The following is a 19,941-nucleotide window of genomic DNA, read 5'->3' as shown; positions in this document are numbered from 1 at the left end:
AATAAACAAAAAGAAAAAATGTTCGTTTATGAACAGTACCTGTACGGTTCCGAACGGAGAATAGCGCTAAGCGTTTGGGCTTAGGCGATAAATTCGCACTGATCGCCAAACGCCCTCACGCAGGTCTTATTCATATTTAAGTGCATCAACAGGGTTTGCTTTTACGGCACTGTTTGCCTGGATACTTACGGTTATAATGGTTAACAAAATGGTTAGCGCTGCACTGATTAAAAAAGGGAAAAGAGGCAGATCGATTCGATATGCAAAGGTTTCGAGCCACTTTTTGGTTAATATGTATGCCAATGGCCAGGAAATAATATTAGCTATAAGCACCATAACAAAGAATGAACTATTAATGAGTTTGAAAATCTGTAAATGACTTGCACCAAGAATTTTCCTTATTGCAATTTCCTTCATTCTACCAGTGGTAATGTATTTTGCAAAGGCAAATAAACCCAGTATTGCAATAAAAATGGTGAGGATTGCAGCAGCAAAAAATACAGATTGTAATTGTTCTTGTTTTTTAAAGAGTTTACCATACATTTCATCCAGAAATTGGTAACGGAAATTATCTCCATCCAGCTTGTTAATCTCCGGCCATTGCGATTTTAAGGTACTCAGCACTTCAGACATCTTGCTTTCTTCTATTTTTAGCATAATTTCTGTTTTAGGATTTCCGCAGGGATCATTTATCGCGTAAATGGTTGGCTCTACTGCTTTCTCAAATCCAAGTGCTTTAAAATCTTTTATCACGCCTACAATCTTATACTCTTTATTCTGGCAGCCTTTTATGGTTTTACCGACAGGGTTGGTTAATCCATACTTTGCTACTGCAGCTTCATTAAGTATAGCAGAATTTGCCGTATCGGTTTTAAATTCTCTGGAAAATGTTCTGCCTTCTTTAATCTTAATATCTAATGTTTCAAAATAATCAAAATCTACATCTGTAAAACTTAAACTTTGTTCTTTTCCATCAACAGTATATTTATTTTTTCCACCATCAGAACCATCCGGCAAGGCATTGGTAACGGTAACCGATTTCACCCCTGGGATCTTGACCATTTTATCTCTTATAGGATCGAATTTGCTTGGCGAGACGAAATATGCAAGGTTTTTAATGTACACCACTTGTTCGGGTTTGAAACCAATATCCTGGGTACGCATGTATTTTAATTGAGAACTGATGATGAGCAGGCCTATAATAAAAACCACCGCTACGCTAAACTGAACCACCAATAAGCTGTTGCGCAACCAATAGCTCTGTTTGCTGGTTTGAAAATTACCTTTTAAAACAAGTGCAGGTTTAAATCCGGATAGTACCATGGCAGGATAAATACCAGCTATCAGCGTAATAAAAATTAATATAAGTGGCAATTGCCAGAATAAAGCACTATTGGCTACCCAAATGGATAAATTGACCACGAACAGGTTATTAAATTTTGGCAAGATGATTTCGGCCATAATCAATCCTAATATCGTCGCTGCTAAACACTGGATTAATATTTCTGTTAAAAACTGAAAAGCAAGCTGAAAGCGATAAGCACCCATCACTTTTTTAATGCCTACCTCTTTTGCCCGTTTGGTTGCCTGCGCTATACTTAGATTGGTAAAGTTGATACAGGCGATTACCAAGATTAAGACACCTAAAACAGACAAAGCGATGAGTACTTTATAATTGGCATCGGTACCGGCCTTTGGTTTAAGGTGTTGGTTTTTTAAAGGATCGAGAAAGGATTTTGTTGCTTTAAAAGTCTCATTATTGGGATCTTCTCCATCTCTAAGCAATGCCTTTTTATAAAGAGCATTAATTTTAGCTTCAAGTGCCTGAATATCTGTGCCCGGTTTTACCTGGATATAAGTGTTATAGTTGTTGTATCCATAGTTTTCGCCTATCCCAACTTCTTTCATCAATGAAATGGCATCGAAAGTAATATTAGAGTGGGGATCGGCAAAAATACTTCCGCTCAACTTACCTGTCATATTAGCCGATTTACTCCCAAGCCAAATCATTTCAGGCTGACCGTTTTTATTATGAGGGAAAAGCGTTTTATAATTTTCGTTGCTTAGGTAAAACAGATTTTCGGTTGTACTTTCCGGCTTAGTTAAACCGACAGTGGGTTTAATGTTAAACATTTTTGCTGCAGCATAATCAAGATAGAGGCATTTACTTAAAAAAACAACACCGTGATCGCTGCTAACCGGAAATTCAAAAAAACTCATTTTCATGGTACCAACTGCAACTACTTCTGGCATTTCTGCTTTAATAGCTTTACCCAATGGTGGCGGAGTATTATTGGTCTTAAAATCAGGCAACTGTCTTCCTACTACGTAAATTTCGTTGTAGTTTGGATTTTCCTTGTCAAAACCTGTTTCGTAGGTAAAATACATGGTTACCAAAATAAATGCCGCCAAAGCAATAGCCAGGCCGCCAATGTTAATTGACGTGATTACCTTGTTCCTCCAGAGGTTACGAAGTGCTATTTTTAAGTTTAATCTGAACATAAGGCATAGGGTTTAGGGTGTAGGGTTTAAGGTCTGGGCGCCTTAACCTTACGCCCTAAACCTTTTAGCCTTTCACCTTATTCGTATTTAAGTGCATCTACAGCGTTTGCTTTGGCTACTTTAAAGGTTTGCAGGCTCACTGTTAAAATGGCAATAATTACCGAGGTTAAAAGGGCAAGCAAAAAAGGCCATGGGTTAATGGTAATCTTATAATCATATTTCTCCAGCCATTTGGCAACAAGAATATAAGCTACCGGGATAGCGATCACATTGGATATAATTACCAGTTTCATAAAATCTTTGTTCAAAAGGACCAGGATATCAGAAAGATTAGCGCCCAATACTTTACGGATACTGATTTCTTTACTGCGTTGCTCAGCGGTATATAACGCTAAACCCAATAAACCTAAACAGGAAATAAAAATGGCAAATCCTCCAAAAATATTGGAAAGTACACTGAGCAACTTTTCGCTCCGGAGTTTTTCGGCCATGCCCTGACTAACGAGTTTCACTTCAATTGGATAAGCAGGATTTAAACGTTGACTTACCGATTTTATCGCTTCGATTGAATTAGAAAGCGATTGCTTAGGATTAAGTTTAAGCAGCAAAACCCGACTCGTTTTAACATTATAATAATAAACTGTTGGCTGTATTTTAGAAGCAAGCGATTCGTTAGAATAATCTTGCACCACACCCACCACTTTAAGTGGCGGGTTATCACCCCAATGGATAATGGTACCCACAGGATTTTTTAGGTTCATTATTTTAACAGCAGTTTGATTGAGTAGAAGTGATGTTGAGGTATCAGCCGAAAATTTAGGATCAAAATCTCTCCCTGCAAGAATCTTTACACCGGTTGTTTTGGCAAATTCGAAACCTGTACTTCTATAATTAATAATCGAGACATCATTTTTGGGCTTGCCTGGCCATTGAATGTTGCCAGTAATTGAACCACCATCTGTAAACGAGCTAGCATATTCTGTTGCGGCAATTATAGCACCCGCCCTTTCCAGCTCATTTTTAAAAGTTTGCAGTTTTTGTGGTTTTGTCCACTCTCCTTCCAAATCAATCTGTGCCAGTGCAGTTTGATCAAAGCCCAATGGTTTATTTTTAAGGTGCTGAATCTGACTGTAAATTACAATTGCAGAAATAATCATGCAGATAGAAAGACTAAACTGCACCACCACCAAAGTTTTACGGATAGATAATGAACCGGTTGAACCTTTAAAGCCTTTTAACACCTTTACAGGGATAAAAGATGAGAGATAAAATGCAGGATAGCTACCGGCAAGTAAACCAGTTAACAATACCATAGCAAGTAATACGCTCCAAAACTGACAAGCGTTGTAATTAATTTTGATCGAGATATCGAGCAGGTTGTTAAAGTAAGGCAAAGAAACTTCGAGCAGTGTAAAGGCAATTAACATGGCTAAAAAAGACAACAGCATTGACTCTACCATAAACTGTCCCATTATTGTATTTCTGGTTGAACCTAAAGCCTTTCTAACACCTACCTCACGCGCACGTTTCTCCGACTTAGCAGTTGAAAGATTCATGTAATTGATGCAGGCAATAAATAACACACTGATGGCCAGAAAAACAAATAATCGCAATTGATCAATTTTACCTCCCACCGATTTCCCGTTGTCAAAATCGTCGTATAAATGAAATTTGCTTAAAGGAAAAAGAAAAGGTTCGTAGGTCATTTCTTTTAAATCGGGTTCTTTGTTTACGATGAAGTGTTTTAGTGCTGCATTTGTTGCATCTAAAGAAGCATTATCTTTAAGCTGAAATAAGGTTAAACAGGTAATTGCTCCCCATCCATTTTCTTTTTCGGAAGGATTTTCCTGCTCAAAAAAAGCCCATGGCTGTAAAACATCAAACTGCATGCTTTGATTTTTTGGCAGATCTTGTATTACGGCGCTAACTTTTAAGTTTATCCTGTTGTCGTATTTAATACTTTGCCCTATTGGATTCTGATCGCCAAATAATTTCTTTGCTGTCGATTCGCTTATCAATACATTATTGGGCTCGGATAAAGCAGTACCTGGATCGCCGTAGATAAATTTCTGTTCAAGGATTTTTAAAAAATCGGGATCTACATTAAATCCAATTAATTTAAAATTATTCCGGTTATGGCTATATAATTTCTGGCCATTGTTCATCGAAATACGGGCTGCACTTTTAATGCCTGGTAATTCTGAAACCCCAGCTTTGGCCAGTTTATTAGGAACGGCCATTGTAGTAGCTAGCTTGCCATTAAACTTTAAATTTAATGCGGCAAAATATACTTTATCGGCATTTTTATATTGCTTATCAAAACTCCATTCGTAGTTAACGTACAAGAGTAACATTAAACAACAGGCCATTCCGATAGCTAAGCCGCCCACATTGATCAATGTAAAGCCTTTGTTTTTCCAAAGGTTGCGTAGTGCTATTTTTAGGTTTAATCTGAACATGATGGGTTAATTGTATAAATTGTTAAACTGGTTAATTGTTATATTGCTAACTGAAAATTGCCAACTGAATTATTCGTATTTAAGTGCATCAACAGGATTGGCATTCGCGGTTTTATAAGCCTGAAAACTTACCGTAATCAATGCCATTATCAAAGTCCCAAATCCTGCTATCGGCATAATCCACCATGATATTTCGGTGTGGAATTCGAACTTCATCAGCCATTTATTCATCAGGAAATAACTCAAAGGGATGGCAATCACGATAGAAACCACTATCATTTTCACAAAAGAGAGCGACAACAATTGCATTAAATTTAATACTGAAGCTCCTAATACTTTGCGCACACCAAATTCTTTTGTCCGTTGCTCTGCGCTATAGGCTACCAAACCGAACAGTCCCAAACAGGAAACAAAAATGGCCAGTCCGCCGAAAAGATTTGAAAGGATGCCTAATGTTTTCTCCTTTTGGAACAAATCACTGTATACGTCATCTAAAAATGAGATTTCAACCGGATAAGCAGGATTAATATCTTTGGTAATTCGGGTAATTGTTTCAATATTTTGCTGAATGGTATTCGAAGTATTTAGCCTCATCGTGATATAACTTGTATACTTATCGTTAAAATAAAGTATCATTGGGTTATTCGATTTATAAGGCGAATCCCATACATAATCATCAAAAACCCCAATAATCACCCTTTTATCACCAAAAATGGTAAGAATTTGCCCCACTGGTTTTTTTAGGTTCATTACTTTTGCGGTTGCAGAACTAATAAGAACGGCTGCAGAATCGGATGCGAATTTTTTAGAAAAATCCCTTCCTTCCAACAATTTTATCCCATTAGTTTTTATGAAATCATAGCTGGCTTCAACCTTATTAAACAGGTTATCATTATTCTCCTGAACCATTCCAGGCCAACGAACATCGGTAAAATTTGAACCGTGGTGTGATAATTTTGTTGAAGATTTATTTAAACTTGTTACAGCATCAGATTGTAGTAATTTTTGCTTATAAACCTCAAACTGATTTTTTAGCTGTCCATCCTGAGGAATCTCAATCAATGCTTTGGTATCTATGCCAAGTGGTCTATTTTTAATGTATTGAATTTGACGATAAATAACCAGCGTTGAAATAATCAGAACGATAGCAAAACAAAACTGGCTTACAACAAGGACTTGCCTTAAGCTTACAGACGCCAAACCTTTCGATTTTATTTTCCTTTTTAAAGTTTGGATTGGGTTAAAAGCAGATAAATAAAATGCGGGATAACTTCCTGCGATTAAACCTGTAGCGATAACTATTCCCAATATGCCAATCCAACTGGTTAAATTAAAATAGGATATGCCAAGATTGATATTTAAAAGACCGTTAAATGCAGGCAAACAGATTTCGAGCAGCGCAATTGCGATCACAACCGCAATTAAGGTAAGCACCATTGATTCTGTTAAAAACTGAAAAATTAATGAAATTCGATTTGCGCCAATTGTCTTCTTAATACCGACTTCTTTCGCCCGTTTTTCTGATTTGGCCGTAGCCATGTTCATAAAATTGATACAAGCAATGAGTAAAATACCAAAAGCAAGACCAGTAAAAAGCCAAATTTGTTCAATGTCGCCGCCTACACTTTTTCCATTTTCAAATTTACCAAATAAGTGCAGTTTAGCATATTGGAATGCTACGAAAGGTTGGTCGGTTTGCTTATTATTTGCTTTAACAGCCTCGTCAATTTTCCTGTTCACAACATCAATGTCTGCATTAGGATTAAGAGAAAACATCGTTACAAAACTGTAATTACCCCATCCCAAATTCTTCGCGCTTTCATCAACCATTTCATAAAAGGCCCAAGGCATTAAAAAGTCGAACTTAAGTGAGCTATTTTGAGGTATATCTTTTATTACACCGGTTACCGTCAAATTTTCATTATCCTGATAACGGACAGATTTGTTTAATACATTTGTTGTACCGAAAAGAATTTCCGCCATTGTTTCAGTAAGAATTACAGATTTCGGGTTTTTCATTGCGGTTTTAGCATTACCCACAATAAATTCATAATTAAACAGCTTTAAAATATCCGGTTCAGCGAATTTCCCGTCTTTCTTAAATCCATTTTCTCCATTTGCAATTAAACTTTTTTTGATGTAGTTCATCCTTGCAAGGTTTTTTATTTCGGGAATGCGTTCCCTTAATAATGGTCCGAGCGCTGTTGTTGTTCCTTCAAATGTCTTCGACACACTGCCATTTCCATCAGGAATATTAGTCATAACCGTATACAGATTTTCTGAGTTTCTGTAGTGCTTATCAAAGTTCCATTCATAGGTAACATACAAGAGCAACATTAAGCAGGCTGCCAAACCAATAGCCAGCCCAATTACGTTAATAAACGAGCTTACCTTGTTTCGCCAAAGGTTACGCAGTGCAATTTTTAAGTTTAATTTGAACATGAGGTGTAAGGTTTAGGGCATAAGGTTTAGGGGTTTGACGTATTAACCTTACGCCTTCTACCCTAAACCATACACCGTTATTCATATTTTAATGCATCAATAGGGTTTGCCTTCGCTACTTTAACCGATTGAATACTTACAGTGAGTATGGCAATGATTACCGAAAGACTAATGGCGGCTATAAACGGCAATGCAGAAACAGAAATGCGGTATTCGTATCCCGAAAGCCATTTATTGATAATAACGTAGGCCAACGGAAATGCAATTACATTGGCTATTGCAACCAGTTTGATAAAATCTTTGTTCAATAAAGTAAGGATGTTGGCTGTACTAGCGCCCAAAACCTTGCGGATACTGATTTCTTTTTTGCGTTGCTCTGCCATAAATAAAGCCAAACCAAGTAAACCGAGGCAGGAGATAAAAATGGCAAAACCTCCGAACCAGTTTGAAAGTGTACCCAAAAGTTTTTCGTTCCAGAATTTTTTCTCAAAATTATCTTCTACAAATCTGACTGTTGCAGGGTATGCAGGATTTAATCTCTTCGATGTTTCATTGATCTTGTTAACAGATGAGCTGATGTTATTTTTATCGTTCAATCGCATAACAATGGTAGTAACATAATTAGTGTTTCGTGCAATAAGCAATGGTTTTGCTTTTTGGTATGGAGATTCCATCACATAATCTTTTACCACGCCGATGATCTTTATGGGTTGCCCCCATTCAATCATTTTACCTACCGGATTTTCCATACCCATCACTTTTACCATTGCCTCGTTAACCAGAACATTAGCAGTATCTACAAAATCTTTCGAAAAATCGCGACCAGCAAGAATTTCCATTCCGGTAGTTTTGGTGAGATCGAGGTTAGTAAACCTGAAGTTGACCAGGATTTTATCTTTTTCGTTTTTGCCCGGCCACTTAATTCCATAAGTATTGTTTCCGCCACCGGTTAAAGATGTGCTGTATTCGGTAAAACCTGTTATAGCACCTGATTTAAGCAGTTCATCTTTTAATATTTCGCGCTTTTCTTTTTTAGAAAATTCGCCTTCAGTAGAAATCTGTACAAGATTGGCTTTATTGTAACCAATAGGTTTATTTTTGATGTAATTTAATTGCTGATAAATAACTGCTGTACAAACAATTAAACAGGCAGCAAAAACAAATTGAAAAACAACCAGAAATTTACGGATGGATAAAGATGAACCACCCGAAAGTTTAAAGCCTTTAAGCACTTTAACTGGATCGAAAGAGGAAAGGTAAAAGGCAGGATAACTTCCAGCTATAAAGGCGGTTAACAAGGTTAATCCTAAAAATACCGACCAGAATTTATAGTCGTTATAATCTATTCCCAAAGTAATACCCAATAGGTTATTAAAGTAGGGTAAGCTTACTTCGATCAGAACAAAAGCAACCAACATACTCAAAGTAGTTAATAGAACAGATTCGAACATGAACTGGCCCACTAGGTTGTTCCTGGAAGAGCCAATGGCTTTACGTACACCAACCTCACGGGCCCTTTTTTCTGATTTGGCAGTAGAAAGGTTCATGAAATTAACGCAAGCAATTAAAAGGATGCAAAAAGCCAGCAGGAAAAATACCCGCAATTGATCGATTTTTCCACCTACATTTTTGCCATTTTCAAATTTATCGTATAAATGCCATTTAGAAAGTGGATGCATAAAAGGCTCTCCGTTTGCATCCTTCTCATGCGCTTTAATCATACCCTTTAACTGGTTATTGGCCTGATTAAAAAATGAATTATCCTGAAGTTGTGCGAACATCATACAATAGTTATTGCCCCACCCGCTGTTTTTTGTCCATGGGTTTAATTTTTCATATAACTTCCACGACATAATATAATCCAGTTCCAAAGTCGAATTTTTGGGACGATCTGCTATAACCCCTTCTACTTTCAGATTTTCTTTATTATCCAGTTTAACCACTTTATTAAGCGGGTCTTCGTTACCGAATAGATTTTTAGCTAATGTTTCAGTTAAAACTATACCATCTACGCTGTTCAGAAATGTATTTGGATTCCCCTTTAAAACTTTATAATCGAACATTTTAATGAAATCGGGATCGCCAAAAGTAGCATTCATTTTAAAATTGTTCTGATTATAAGAAACAAGCATAGCTTCTGGATACGACAAACGGCTTACTCTTGATATACCAGGAACCTTCGCTTCGATTTCATCTTTCAATTGGCCAGGGAAAGCCATAAAACTAAATGTCTCTGAAGCTGTTTTCTGGTTGTTATAAAGCACATAAGTTTTATCATAATCGGTAAATTGTTTATCGTAACCATACTCGTAAGCAACATAGAGCAATAAAACCATACAGCTGGCCAAGCCAATGGCCAAGCCTCCCAAATTAATCAGGGTAAATCCTTTATTTCGCCAAAGGTTACGCAGTGCAATTTTTAAGTTTAATTTGAACATAAGGTGTAAGGTTTAGGGCATAAGGTTTAGGGGTTTGACGTATTAACCTTACGCCTTCTACCCTAAACCATACACCGTTATTCATATTTTAATGCATCAATAGGGTTTGCCTTCGCTACTTTAACCGATTGAATACTCACAGTGAGTATTGCAATGATTACCGAAAGACTAATTGCGGCTATAAACGGCAATGCAGATATAGAGACGCGATACTCGAAAGCTGAAAGCCATTTATTTACAATGATATAGGCTAACGGGAACGCTATAAGATTGGCAATGGCCACCAATTTTATAAAATCTTTATTTAACAACACGAGGATATTGCCAGTGCTGGCACCTAAAACCTTACGGATACTGATTTCCTTTTTGCGTTGCTCTGCCATAAAAAGCGCCAGGCCTAATAACCCTAAACAGGAAATGAAAATTGCGAAACCGCCAAACCAATTTGAAAGTGAACCTAAAAGTTTTTCATTTTTAAATTTCACTTCAAAAGATTCGTTTACAAATTTGCGGTTAACAGGATAGTTGGGTTCCATTTGCTTTACGATATCATCAATTTTAGCCAGTGATGAACTGATGTTTTGATTCGGATTTAACCGTACAATGATAACCCTCGCGTCGTCCCTTTGATTTACTCTAAAAATCATTGGGGCCACTCTTTGATAAGCACTTTCTACTACAAAATCTTTTACTATCCCAACTGTAGTTAGTTTTTTATCCCAGAAAGTAATAACCTTACCGATCGGATTCTTTAATCCCATCATTTTCACGGCTGCTTCATTTAACAACACGCTAGCTGTATCATTTGGGAATTTCGCAGAAAACTCTCTACCACTAACCATCTTGGTTCCAATAGTTTCAACAAAATCATATCCTATTGTTCTATGGTTAAAAGAAATAGCCTCGTTCGGGTTTTTACCTTCCCAACTTACACCCGTAGTATTATCTCCACCTTCAGTAAAATCTGTACTAAAAAAAGTAACATTGCTTGCAGCGCCTGATTCTAGTAGTTGCGTTTTAAGCAATTCTAATTTAACAGCATTATTCATTTTGCCAGCTACCGCTATTTGAATTAAATTGGATTGATCGTAACCAATAGGCTTGTTTTTAACGTAATTAAGTTGCTGATAAATTACTGCTGTACAAATAATTAAACTTGCAGCAAAAACGAATTGGCCAACCACTAATACTTTCCTCACCGAAACGGATGAATCTGCTTTAAGCGTGAAACCTTTTAAAACTTTGATAGGCTCAAAAGAAGATAGATAAAGCGCTGGATAACTACCCGCAATAAATCCGGTTAAAATCATCAATCCCAATAATGTTAACCAAAATTGGCCATTATAGTAATCAATTGTTAATTTAATATCTAACAGACTATTAAAATATGGCAAACTAACCTCAATTAAGATAAAAGCTAAAACTGTGGCGATAAATGTGATGAGCAGCGATTCTAAAAAAAACTGATTAATTAATGATTTACGTGTTGATCCAATTGCTTTACGAACACCAACTTCTTTTGCCCTACGCTCTGAGCGTGCTGTAGATAAATTCATAAAATTTACACAGGCAATTAACAATATGCAAAAGGCCAGCAATAAAAATATTTTAAGCTGATCTATTTTACCTCCGACCGATTTACCGTTTACAAAATCATCATATAAATGCCATTTGGTTAAAGGATGTAATAAAGCTACTGCCAAATTATCTTTTTGATTTCGCTTGTAAATACCATGCATCAAATCATTTGCAGCAGTAAAAAAGTTATTATCCTTTAATTGAACAAGTGTTAAACACATATTATTCCCCCAATTGCCTTCTTTCACCCAGTTTTCTCGTTTTTCGAACAATGCCCAAGGCATGATGCACTCAAAAGTTAAACTACTATTTGCTGGTGCATCTTCTATTACGGCTTCAACTTTTAATACTTCTTCGTTTTCGAGCTTTACTGTTTTATTAATAGGATCTTCATTTCCAAATAACTTTGTTGCAAAAGACTTGGTCAGAATAATGGTATTTACATCTTTTAAAACTGTGGCCGAATTACCTTCAAGAAATTTATAGTCCAATATTTTAATAAAATTTTGGTCGGCAAATATTGCACTGCTATTTATTTTATTATCACCAACGGTAATTAATTGTTTTCTCGGATAAGTAGTGTGAGTGGCATACTTAACGCCAGGGATTTTTTCTTGCACTTCTTTAGCCATCACATTTGGTGTCCACGCCCAGCTAAAAGTTTTTCCACTTGCCTCCATGTTTTGGTAAACTACATACGTTTTATCGTGATTGGAGAATTGCTTGTCATAACTCCACTCGTAAGCAACATAAAGTAACAAAACCATACAACTGGCCAATCCAATGGCTAACCCCCCAATGTTGATCAAAGAGAATCCCTTGTTTTTCCAGAGGTTTCGTAAGGCTATTTTTAAGTTTAATTTGAACATATTTTTGAGGTTGAAGGTTGAGGTGTAAGGCTTAAGGTCAGGACGCATAAACCATACGCTTTACCTCTTACCTTTCTTGTGCCAATCCCAAATCTCCCTATCCAGGAAGATTATTGGGCGGCTATTATTAACTAAACTAAATTTTTACAAAATGTAGGATTCAGAGGTTAGGGGCAAGGATTCGGGCGTTTTAACCTTATGCCTTAAACCATTTCACCCTAAGCCTTTATATCAGCTCTTCGTTTCTGCTTTTATTGATCTTTTCAGAAATCACATGACCATCTTTCAGGTTGATGATTCTGTTCGAAAAACTGGCATCATGACTGGAGTGCGTAACCATTACAATGGTAGTTCCGGTTTCATTCAGTTCGCAAAGTAGCTCCATCACTTCATTACCATGAGAACTATCCAAATTTCCGGTAGGCTCATCGGCCAAAACCAACTTCGGCTTGGTAACCAAAGCCCTTGCTACGGCCACACGTTGCTGCTGTCCACCTGATAACTGTTGGGGAAAATGACCGCTACGGTTTACAATATTCATTCTTTCGATAATTTCATTTACCAGTTTCTTGCGTTCTCCGGCAGGAATTTTATTATAAATTAGTGGCAGTTCGATGTTTTCGAAAACAGTTAATTCATCAATCAAATTGAAATTCTGGAAAACGAATCCCATATTTCTTTTACGGAAATTTGAACGTTCTCTATCGTTAAGCGTTAAAAGCTCTGTATCGATAAACTTGTAACTTCCACTTTCGGGCTTATCCAACAAACCCATTACATTTAATAGGGTAGATTTCCCACAGCCCGACGGGCCCATGATGGAAACAAATTCTCCTGCTCCAACATGGAGGTTAATACCATTCAGCGCGGTGGTTTCTACCTCTTCAGTTTTGTAAACTTTTTCCAGATTTTCTATTTTAATCATAGTATCAAGTATTATTCTAGTATCAAGTATTTAGTATCAGGTATCAAGACCTGGTTATATTATTGTCTAATTTGTTAATCGGTTAATTGGCGCTAAACGCCTACCTCTAAACGCTAAGCTATTTATTAATCTCCACCTGATCGTACTGGTTAAACTGATCGTAAGATGAAGTGATTACTTCATCGCCTTTCTGTAAACCATCCAATATTTCATAGTACAGATAATTTTTTCGCCCGATTTTAACGTTTTTCTTGGTGGCTTTACCATTGTTTACTACAAATACCCAAGAGCCGCCTGTACTCTGGAAAAACTGTCCCTGGGCAAGAAGCAGCGATTTGCTATTGTCAGACAAGGTTAATTTTGTTTGTAACGATAATCCGCGGCGTAAACCTTCAGGTGCTGCCCCCTTAAAAACCATTTCTACCTGAAACTGACCTGCAGTAACTTCAGGGATTACTTTACTCACGGTTAAATTATAAGTTTTACCATTAAACTCACAGTTAGCGGTTTGTCCTTCTTTTACCCGATTAATATAATATTCATCAACTCCTGCCTGAAGTTTATAACCCTGCAAAACGTCAATCTTTCCAATCATTTCGTTAGAGTTATAAGATTTTCCGATAACTGGATCGTAAGAAGATAATTTACCAGATACAGGTGCTTTAATGGTCATATTTTCGATGTTCTTGCGGATCATCTCTAAACTTTCGTTCATTTGCCCCATCGATTGATCGATTTGAGCCAACTGCATCTTTCTGCTTTGGTTTTCTTGTTTAATCGCCTGACGCACAATTTTCAGTTTACCCTGGTAATATTCGTAATCCTGATTCGATTTATTAAATTCCTGAAGTGTGATTACTTTTTTAGAAAATAGTGAGCTGTCTAGTCTATACTGACGGGTTGCAGTTCTTAAGCTATTTTCTACATCTAAAACATCCTGATTTAAAACCCTTTGATTTTGCTCTAAATCCAACCGCGATTTCCGCAACTGGTTAATCTGCTCGGTAGCTGCTGTTTGACTTGAGGTATAGCTCAACATGGCATTTGAGTTGGAGATTCTTAATAGTGGGGTTCCTTTTACTACAGAAGCACCATTTTCAGTAAAAATTTCGGCAACTGTTCCACCTTCCGATGAACTTACAATTACCGAAGTTAACGGAACTACACTGGCATTTAATAACACTACATCTTCAAAGTCGCCATATTCTACTTTACTGATGGTTAATTTATCGGCATCTGCGCTGTAAACTTTTTTGAGGGATAAAGTATAGCCATAAATTACAACTGCTACAAAAGCAATTGCTCCGCCTATAATTAACAGGCTTTTAGTGCTAAATCTTTTTTTCTCTATTTTCTTATCCATTGTGTTCGGTTGTACTGTTTGGAATCACTAATAACCAAGCTTGTGCCAAAAGCATAAAACATATTTAAAACACTAGTAATCAACAAATTAATAGTTATCTTATTTTTTATATGTTCATTATCGGACAGTTGATGTGCGGGAGCGGACAGTTTTATTACTTTAGCACATTAAAATTTCAAAATTATGCTTGACGCCACAGTTTTAATTATCGATGATGATGACGATATCCTGCTTAGTGCCCGTTTGTTTTTAAAGCAGCAGGTAAAGCAGGTAATTACCTGTAAATCGCCTAAAGAGATCAATGTTTTATTGAGCAAAAATGAAATTGATATTATTTTGCTGGATATGAACTACCAAAAAGGTGCAAGTGATGGCCGCGAAGGTCTTTATTGGCTAGAACATATTTTATCGATTGATAAAGATTATGTAGTCATATTAATGACTGCTTTTGGCAATGTTGAACTGGCAGTAAAGGCGATTAAAAAAGGAGCTACCGATTTTATTCTTAAACCCTGGGAAAATGAAAAGTTGTTTGCCACCATTTCTTCGGCATCTAAACTCCGCGAATCGACCAAAAAGGTAAAGAAACTAGAAAAAATACATTCGTCGCTCCAAAAAGACCTTACCCGTGGTTTCGAGAATATTGTTGGACAGGCAGATGAAATAAAGCAATTGCAGAATACGCTATTAAAAGTAGCACCTACTGATGCCAATGTGCTTATTCTGGGCGAAAACGGAACGGGGAAACAAGTTTTTGCTTATGAAATCCATGGTAATTCGCAAAGGAAAAACCAGGTGTTTATGCATGTTGATCTAGGCTCGTTAAACGAAAATTTATTTGAAAGCGAATTATTCGGTTATGCTAAAGGTGCTTTTACCGATGCCAAAGAAGATAAACCCGGTCGTTTTGAACTGGCCGATGGAGGAACGATCTTTTTAGACGAGATTGGAAATTTAACATTACCGCTTCAGGCAAAACTCTTAAGCGTTTTGCAAAACCGTACAGTTACCCGTTTAGGTGAAAGTAAAGAACGCAAGGTGAATGTCCGTTTAATAACGGCCACCAATATGCCCTTGAATGAAATGGTATTTAAAAATACATTTAGGCAAGATTTACTGTTCCGCATTAATACTGTTGAGCTTTTATTACCGGCCTTACGTAAACGTGGAACAGATATCCTACTTTTAGCCAATCATTTTATGCAGGTTTTTAGCTCGAAATACCATAAAGACATGCGAAAACTGAGTAATAAGGCCCAAGAAGCACTTTTACAGTATAAATGGCCGGGAAATGTGCGCGAGTTACAGCACGTTTTAGAAAGAGCCGTTATTATGAGCGATGGGGCTGATATTGCAGAAGAAGATTTGCAGTTAAGTCCGCAGCGCTACGCACAGAACAACGCCATACCAGATGAAATGGCGCTTGAGGATATGGAAAAAATGATGGTGCAGAAAGCAATTGATAAACACAAAGGAAATATATCAAAAGCCGCAGCAGAACTCGGTTTAACACGGGCTGCACTGTATAGAAGAATCGAGAAATTCGGGATTTGAGGCTTAAGGTATAGGGTTTAAGGCATAAGGTCAGAGGACCTAAAAACTAATAGATTTGAAGTTTAACTTCGTATGTTCATGCGCTAAACCTTACACCCTAAACCTTTCTCCTTATACCTTTAAAAACATGTTTTATCAACGTTTTACTTTCCGTTTAATATTTCGCCTGCTGATTATCAATCTGCTGGGCTATCTCCTATTTTACCTGATTAAAAATACCCAGCTTTGGTTTACCATCATTGGCGTAGCTTTAATTTTATTGGGCATGGTTATTTCCCTTTATTACTATATCAATCAGATCCGATCAGATATCAACCGTTTCATTTTAGCCGTTAAAACGAGAGATCATACCTTAAACTTTAAAAACAAAGTAACTAAAGGCAGTTTCCCTGAATTATACGAGTCTTTCAGTGATATTTTACTGGTACATAAACAGATCAGATTGGAACAGGAAGCGATGTTTCAGCTGATTAAAACCATTCTGGAGCAGGTTCCCGTTGGTGTAATCGTGGTAAATAATACCAATCAGGAAGAGAATGAAGAGGTTGCATTTTTTAATCAGGCGGCTTCAAATCTTTTGGGCATTCCGGCGTATAAGTATTGGCACAGGGTAAAGCAACACCTCCCTACCTTTGCAGCAGAAATAGAGCAGATCTTATCGGGTGGAAAAAGGTTTCTGGAATTGAAGATCCAGGATAAACTGATTCAATTATCTACCGAAGTTATTCCATTAAATCTTTACGGAAACAATTATACCATTATCAGTTTTCAAAACATTAAAGACGAAATTGAGCAAAAAGAAACGGAAGCATGGAATAGGTTAATTGGTGTAATCTCACACGAGATCTTAAACTCAATTACCCCCATAAGTTCATTATCGGATACGATCAACCGGATGGTAACCGATAAAAAGAACCTCACAGAAGATGAAATGGACGACCTGAAAACGGCTTTACAAACCATACAAAGAAGATCTTCTGGTCTATTAGATTTTGTAAAGGATTATCGCCTAATTGCCGAGCTGCCTACACCAAACCTCGAATCGCATACCATTGGTGAAATACTGAAACACATTAAGGTATTGATGCAGCCATTTGCCAAAGTTAAAAATGTGGTATTGGATGTAGAACAAACCTCTTCAAAAATCACCATTCAGCTCGACCTAAAATTAGTTGAACAAGTGCTGATCAACCTCATTACCAATAGTATTTATGCTGTAGAGAACAGAGAACACCCATACATCAATGTAAATTACCGGTTAGAAAACACCAAACTATATATTGATGTTACCGATAACGGAAAAGGCATAGAAGTCAGTGATCTCGAAAAGATTTTTGTTCCATTTTACACCACCCGGAAAAATGGATCAGGAATAGGATTAACCATTAGCCGCAACATTATGAAAATGCACAGAGGCAGCATAGAAGTTGTTTCAATGCCAGATAATGGCAGCACTTTTTCTCTGGTATTTAATTACGTTTAATCATTTGAATGTTTTTTTGACCTAAAAAATCAAACAAAACCAGTTTGATATGCTTTTAATGATGTGGATACATCAAATACAAGCATGAAGACAGTTATAATATCGAACAGACTACCCGTTAAAATCATCGAAGAAAACAACGAATACACCCTTATTCCAAGTGAGGGCGGCCTTGCCACCGGATTAGGAGACGTCTATAAATCAGGCAATTCCATTTGGATCGGCTGGCCCGGCATAGAAGTGCCAGAAGAACGTCAGGAAGAAGTTACTCAAAAACTTGCCGCATTAAACCTTTACCCGGTTTACCTTACGCAAAGCGAAATCAATTTATATTACGAAGGCTTCTCGAACGAAGTATTATGGCCGGTATTTCATTACCTTGTTACTTATGCACATTACGAACAAAGTTATTGGGACTGCTACCGGTCGGTTAATGAGAAATTTGCAAAAAGTGCCATGCAGGTACTTAACAGAAGAGATAAAATCTGGATTCAAGATTATCAATTGCTCCTTTTACCAGGCATTTTAAGAGAAAAACTCCCAAATGCTACGATTGGTTTTTTCCAGCATATTCCTTTTCCATCATACGAAATATTCCGTTTAATCCCTTGGCGCGAAGAACTATTGAACGGCTTAATTGGTGCCGATTTAATCGGTTTCCATACGTTTGATGATGTTCGCCATTTTATTAGTACGGCAACACGTTTGCTCCCTGTAAATTCATTATCAAACATACTCACCAGTAACGAAAGGCAAATTGTTGTGGAAGCTTTTCCAATGGGGATTGATTTCGATAAATTTTCAGGCTTACCGGCAACTGAGCAAGTGCAACAAGAGATCGACTATTTTAGAACAGGAAAAGAAGATATGAAAGTAATCTTGTCCATCGATCGGCTCGATTACAGCAAAGGCATATTAGAAAGATTAAAGGCTTTAGAATTATTGCTCCAGCACCATCCTGAATACATCGGCAAAATTGAGCTTTTTATGATCGTTGTGCCCTCCAGGGATACGGTACCAAAATATAGCGAACTCAGAGATCAGATTGATCAGTTTGTTGGAAATTTAAATGCAAGGTATCGTTCAATGAACTGGATTCCGGTAAATTATTTTTACCGCTCCTTCCCTATTGAAGTGCTATCGGCCCTTTACTCCACAGCAGATATCTGTTTGGTTACGCCTATGCGCGATGGAATGAATTTGGTAAGTAAAGAATATGTGGCCAGCAGGAATAATAATGATGGTGTATTGATTTTAAGTGAAATGGCGGGAGCTTCCAAAGAATTAACTGATGCCATAATCGTAAATCCTAATAACATTGGTGATATTATGGAGGCTATTGTAGCAGCGCTTAAAATGTCGCCATCAGAACAACAAATGCGTATGAAAGCCATGCGTACAATTGTAGAAAAATTTAATGTTAAACATTGGGTTAACAATTTTATTTTAAGATTAAACGAAGTGAAAGATTCTCAAAAATCGTTATTAACAAAACATGCAGTAAATGCTATTAATGAAGTGATCGTAACTAAATATGCGCAAACACAAGATCGTGTACTATTTTTAGATTATGATGGTACCCTTGTAGATTTTACCGGAAATATTGACGATGCTTCGCCAGATGCCGAATTGTACGATTTGATTGAGAACTTAACGCTTGATAAGGCAAATAAAGTTGTAATTATTAGTGGCAGGCGAAATGAAACCCTCGAAAAGTGGTTTGGACACCTAAAGGTAGATCTGATTGCAGAACATGGTGCCTGGCAAAAATCGTTCGAAGATAAATGGAACAGCCTGCCCTTACTTACCGACCAGTGGAAACAAGAAATAAAAACGTTATTGGAAACTTATACAGACCGTACCCCAGGATCGTTTATTGAAGAAAAAAGTTACTCACTGGTTTGGCATTATCGGAAAGCAGAAGAAGGACTTGGCGATTTAAGGGCCAATGAAATTATCAGCCATATGAAAATTTTAGCTGCAGATAAAGGCCTGCAACTTATGCCGGGCAATAAGGTAATTGAGTTTAAAAATATGGAGGTTAACAAAGGTAAGGCTGCCCTTAACTGGTTGTACGATAAAAAACCTGATTTTATTTTGGCCCTTGGTGATGACCATACTGATGAAGATATTTTCAGGGCACTACCAGATGACGCTTTTACCATTAAAGTTGGCAACAACATTTCGGAAGCAAAATATTACCTAAATGATTTTAATGAAGTGCGAAAACTGCTTTGGAGCTTAGTAAAAGAGGCGTTTGTAGGGCGGAATTAAATTTTGGCGTAACGTCATCCCCAACTCGATTGGGGATCGTAATGCTTATTGCTT

General features: G+C 37.1%; 10 protein-coding genes. 3 read left to right on the top strand and 7 right to left on the bottom strand.

Features of this window, described 5'->3' with window-relative positions:
- Nucleotides 1-126: 126 nt before the first annotated feature.
- The 7 genes from J7E57_RS18230 to J7E57_RS18200 all read right to left on the bottom strand — a co-directional run bounded on the left by J7E57_RS18230 (nt 127) and on the right by J7E57_RS18200 (nt 14,576).
- Nucleotides 127-2,502, bottom strand: a complete 2,376-nt coding sequence (locus J7E57_RS18230; RefSeq protein WP_215128640.1) for an ABC transporter permease — start codon at nt 2,500-2,502, stop codon at nt 127-129.
- Between the two features lie 77 nt (nt 2,503-2,579).
- Nucleotides 2,580-4,961 carry an ABC transporter permease gene (locus J7E57_RS18225; protein ID WP_215128642.1) on the bottom strand — a complete coding sequence of 794 codons (2,382 nt, stop codon included), beginning with the start codon at nt 4,959-4,961 and terminating at the stop codon, nt 2,580-2,582.
- A 69-nt stretch (nt 4,962-5,030) separates the two neighbouring features.
- Nucleotides 5,031-7,403, bottom strand: coding sequence for an ABC transporter permease (locus J7E57_RS18220; protein WP_215128644.1), 2,373 nt, complete (start codon nt 7,401-7,403; stop codon nt 5,031-5,033).
- Between the two features lie 77 nt (nt 7,404-7,480).
- The gene (locus J7E57_RS18215; protein WP_215128646.1) at nt 7,481-9,841 is read right to left on the bottom strand and encodes an ABC transporter permease; all 2,361 of its coding nucleotides are present in this window, start codon (nt 9,839-9,841) and stop codon (nt 7,481-7,483) included.
- A gap of 77 nt (nt 9,842-9,918) precedes the next feature.
- Complete coding sequence (locus tag J7E57_RS18210) at nt 9,919-12,288, bottom strand: ABC transporter permease (protein WP_215128648.1); 2,370 nt, start codon at nt 12,286-12,288, stop codon at nt 9,919-9,921.
- Between the two features lie 226 nt (nt 12,289-12,514).
- Entirely contained in the window at nt 12,515-13,213 is a 699-nt protein-coding gene (locus J7E57_RS18205) for an ABC transporter ATP-binding protein (RefSeq protein WP_029275061.1), read from the bottom strand.
- 118 nt (nt 13,214-13,331) lie between these two features.
- Nucleotides 13,332-14,576, bottom strand: coding sequence for an efflux RND transporter periplasmic adaptor subunit (locus tag J7E57_RS18200; protein ID WP_215128651.1), 1,245 nt, complete (start codon nt 14,574-14,576; stop codon nt 13,332-13,334).
- A gap of 183 nt (nt 14,577-14,759) precedes the next feature.
- Here J7E57_RS18200 and J7E57_RS18195 point away from each other — a divergent pair, with 183 nt between their 5' ends.
- The 3 genes from J7E57_RS18195 to J7E57_RS18185 all read left to right on the top strand — a co-directional run bounded on the left by J7E57_RS18195 (nt 14,760) and on the right by J7E57_RS18185 (nt 19,887).
- Entirely contained in the window at nt 14,760-16,130 is a 1,371-nt protein-coding gene (locus J7E57_RS18195; RefSeq protein WP_215128653.1) for a sigma-54-dependent transcriptional regulator, read from the top strand.
- Nucleotides 16,131-16,185: 55 nt separating this feature from the next.
- On the top strand, nt 16,186-17,613 hold the full coding sequence (locus J7E57_RS18190) for a sensor histidine kinase (RefSeq protein WP_251029970.1): 1,428 nt from the start codon (nt 16,186-16,188) through the stop codon (nt 17,611-17,613).
- 84 nt (nt 17,614-17,697) lie between these two features.
- Nucleotides 17,698-19,887, top strand: a complete 2,190-nt coding sequence (locus tag J7E57_RS18185; RefSeq protein ID WP_215128655.1) for a bifunctional alpha,alpha-trehalose-phosphate synthase (UDP-forming)/trehalose-phosphatase — start codon at nt 17,698-17,700, stop codon at nt 19,885-19,887.
- Nucleotides 19,888-19,941: the final 54 nt, after the last annotated feature.

The organism is Pedobacter sp. ISL-64, assembly GCF_018613605.1.
Lineage (GTDB): Bacteria > Bacteroidota > Bacteroidia > Sphingobacteriales > Sphingobacteriaceae > Pedobacter.
The sequence above is the reverse complement of the archived record's forward strand: the minus strand, read 5'-3'. Positions and strand labels throughout refer to the sequence as shown.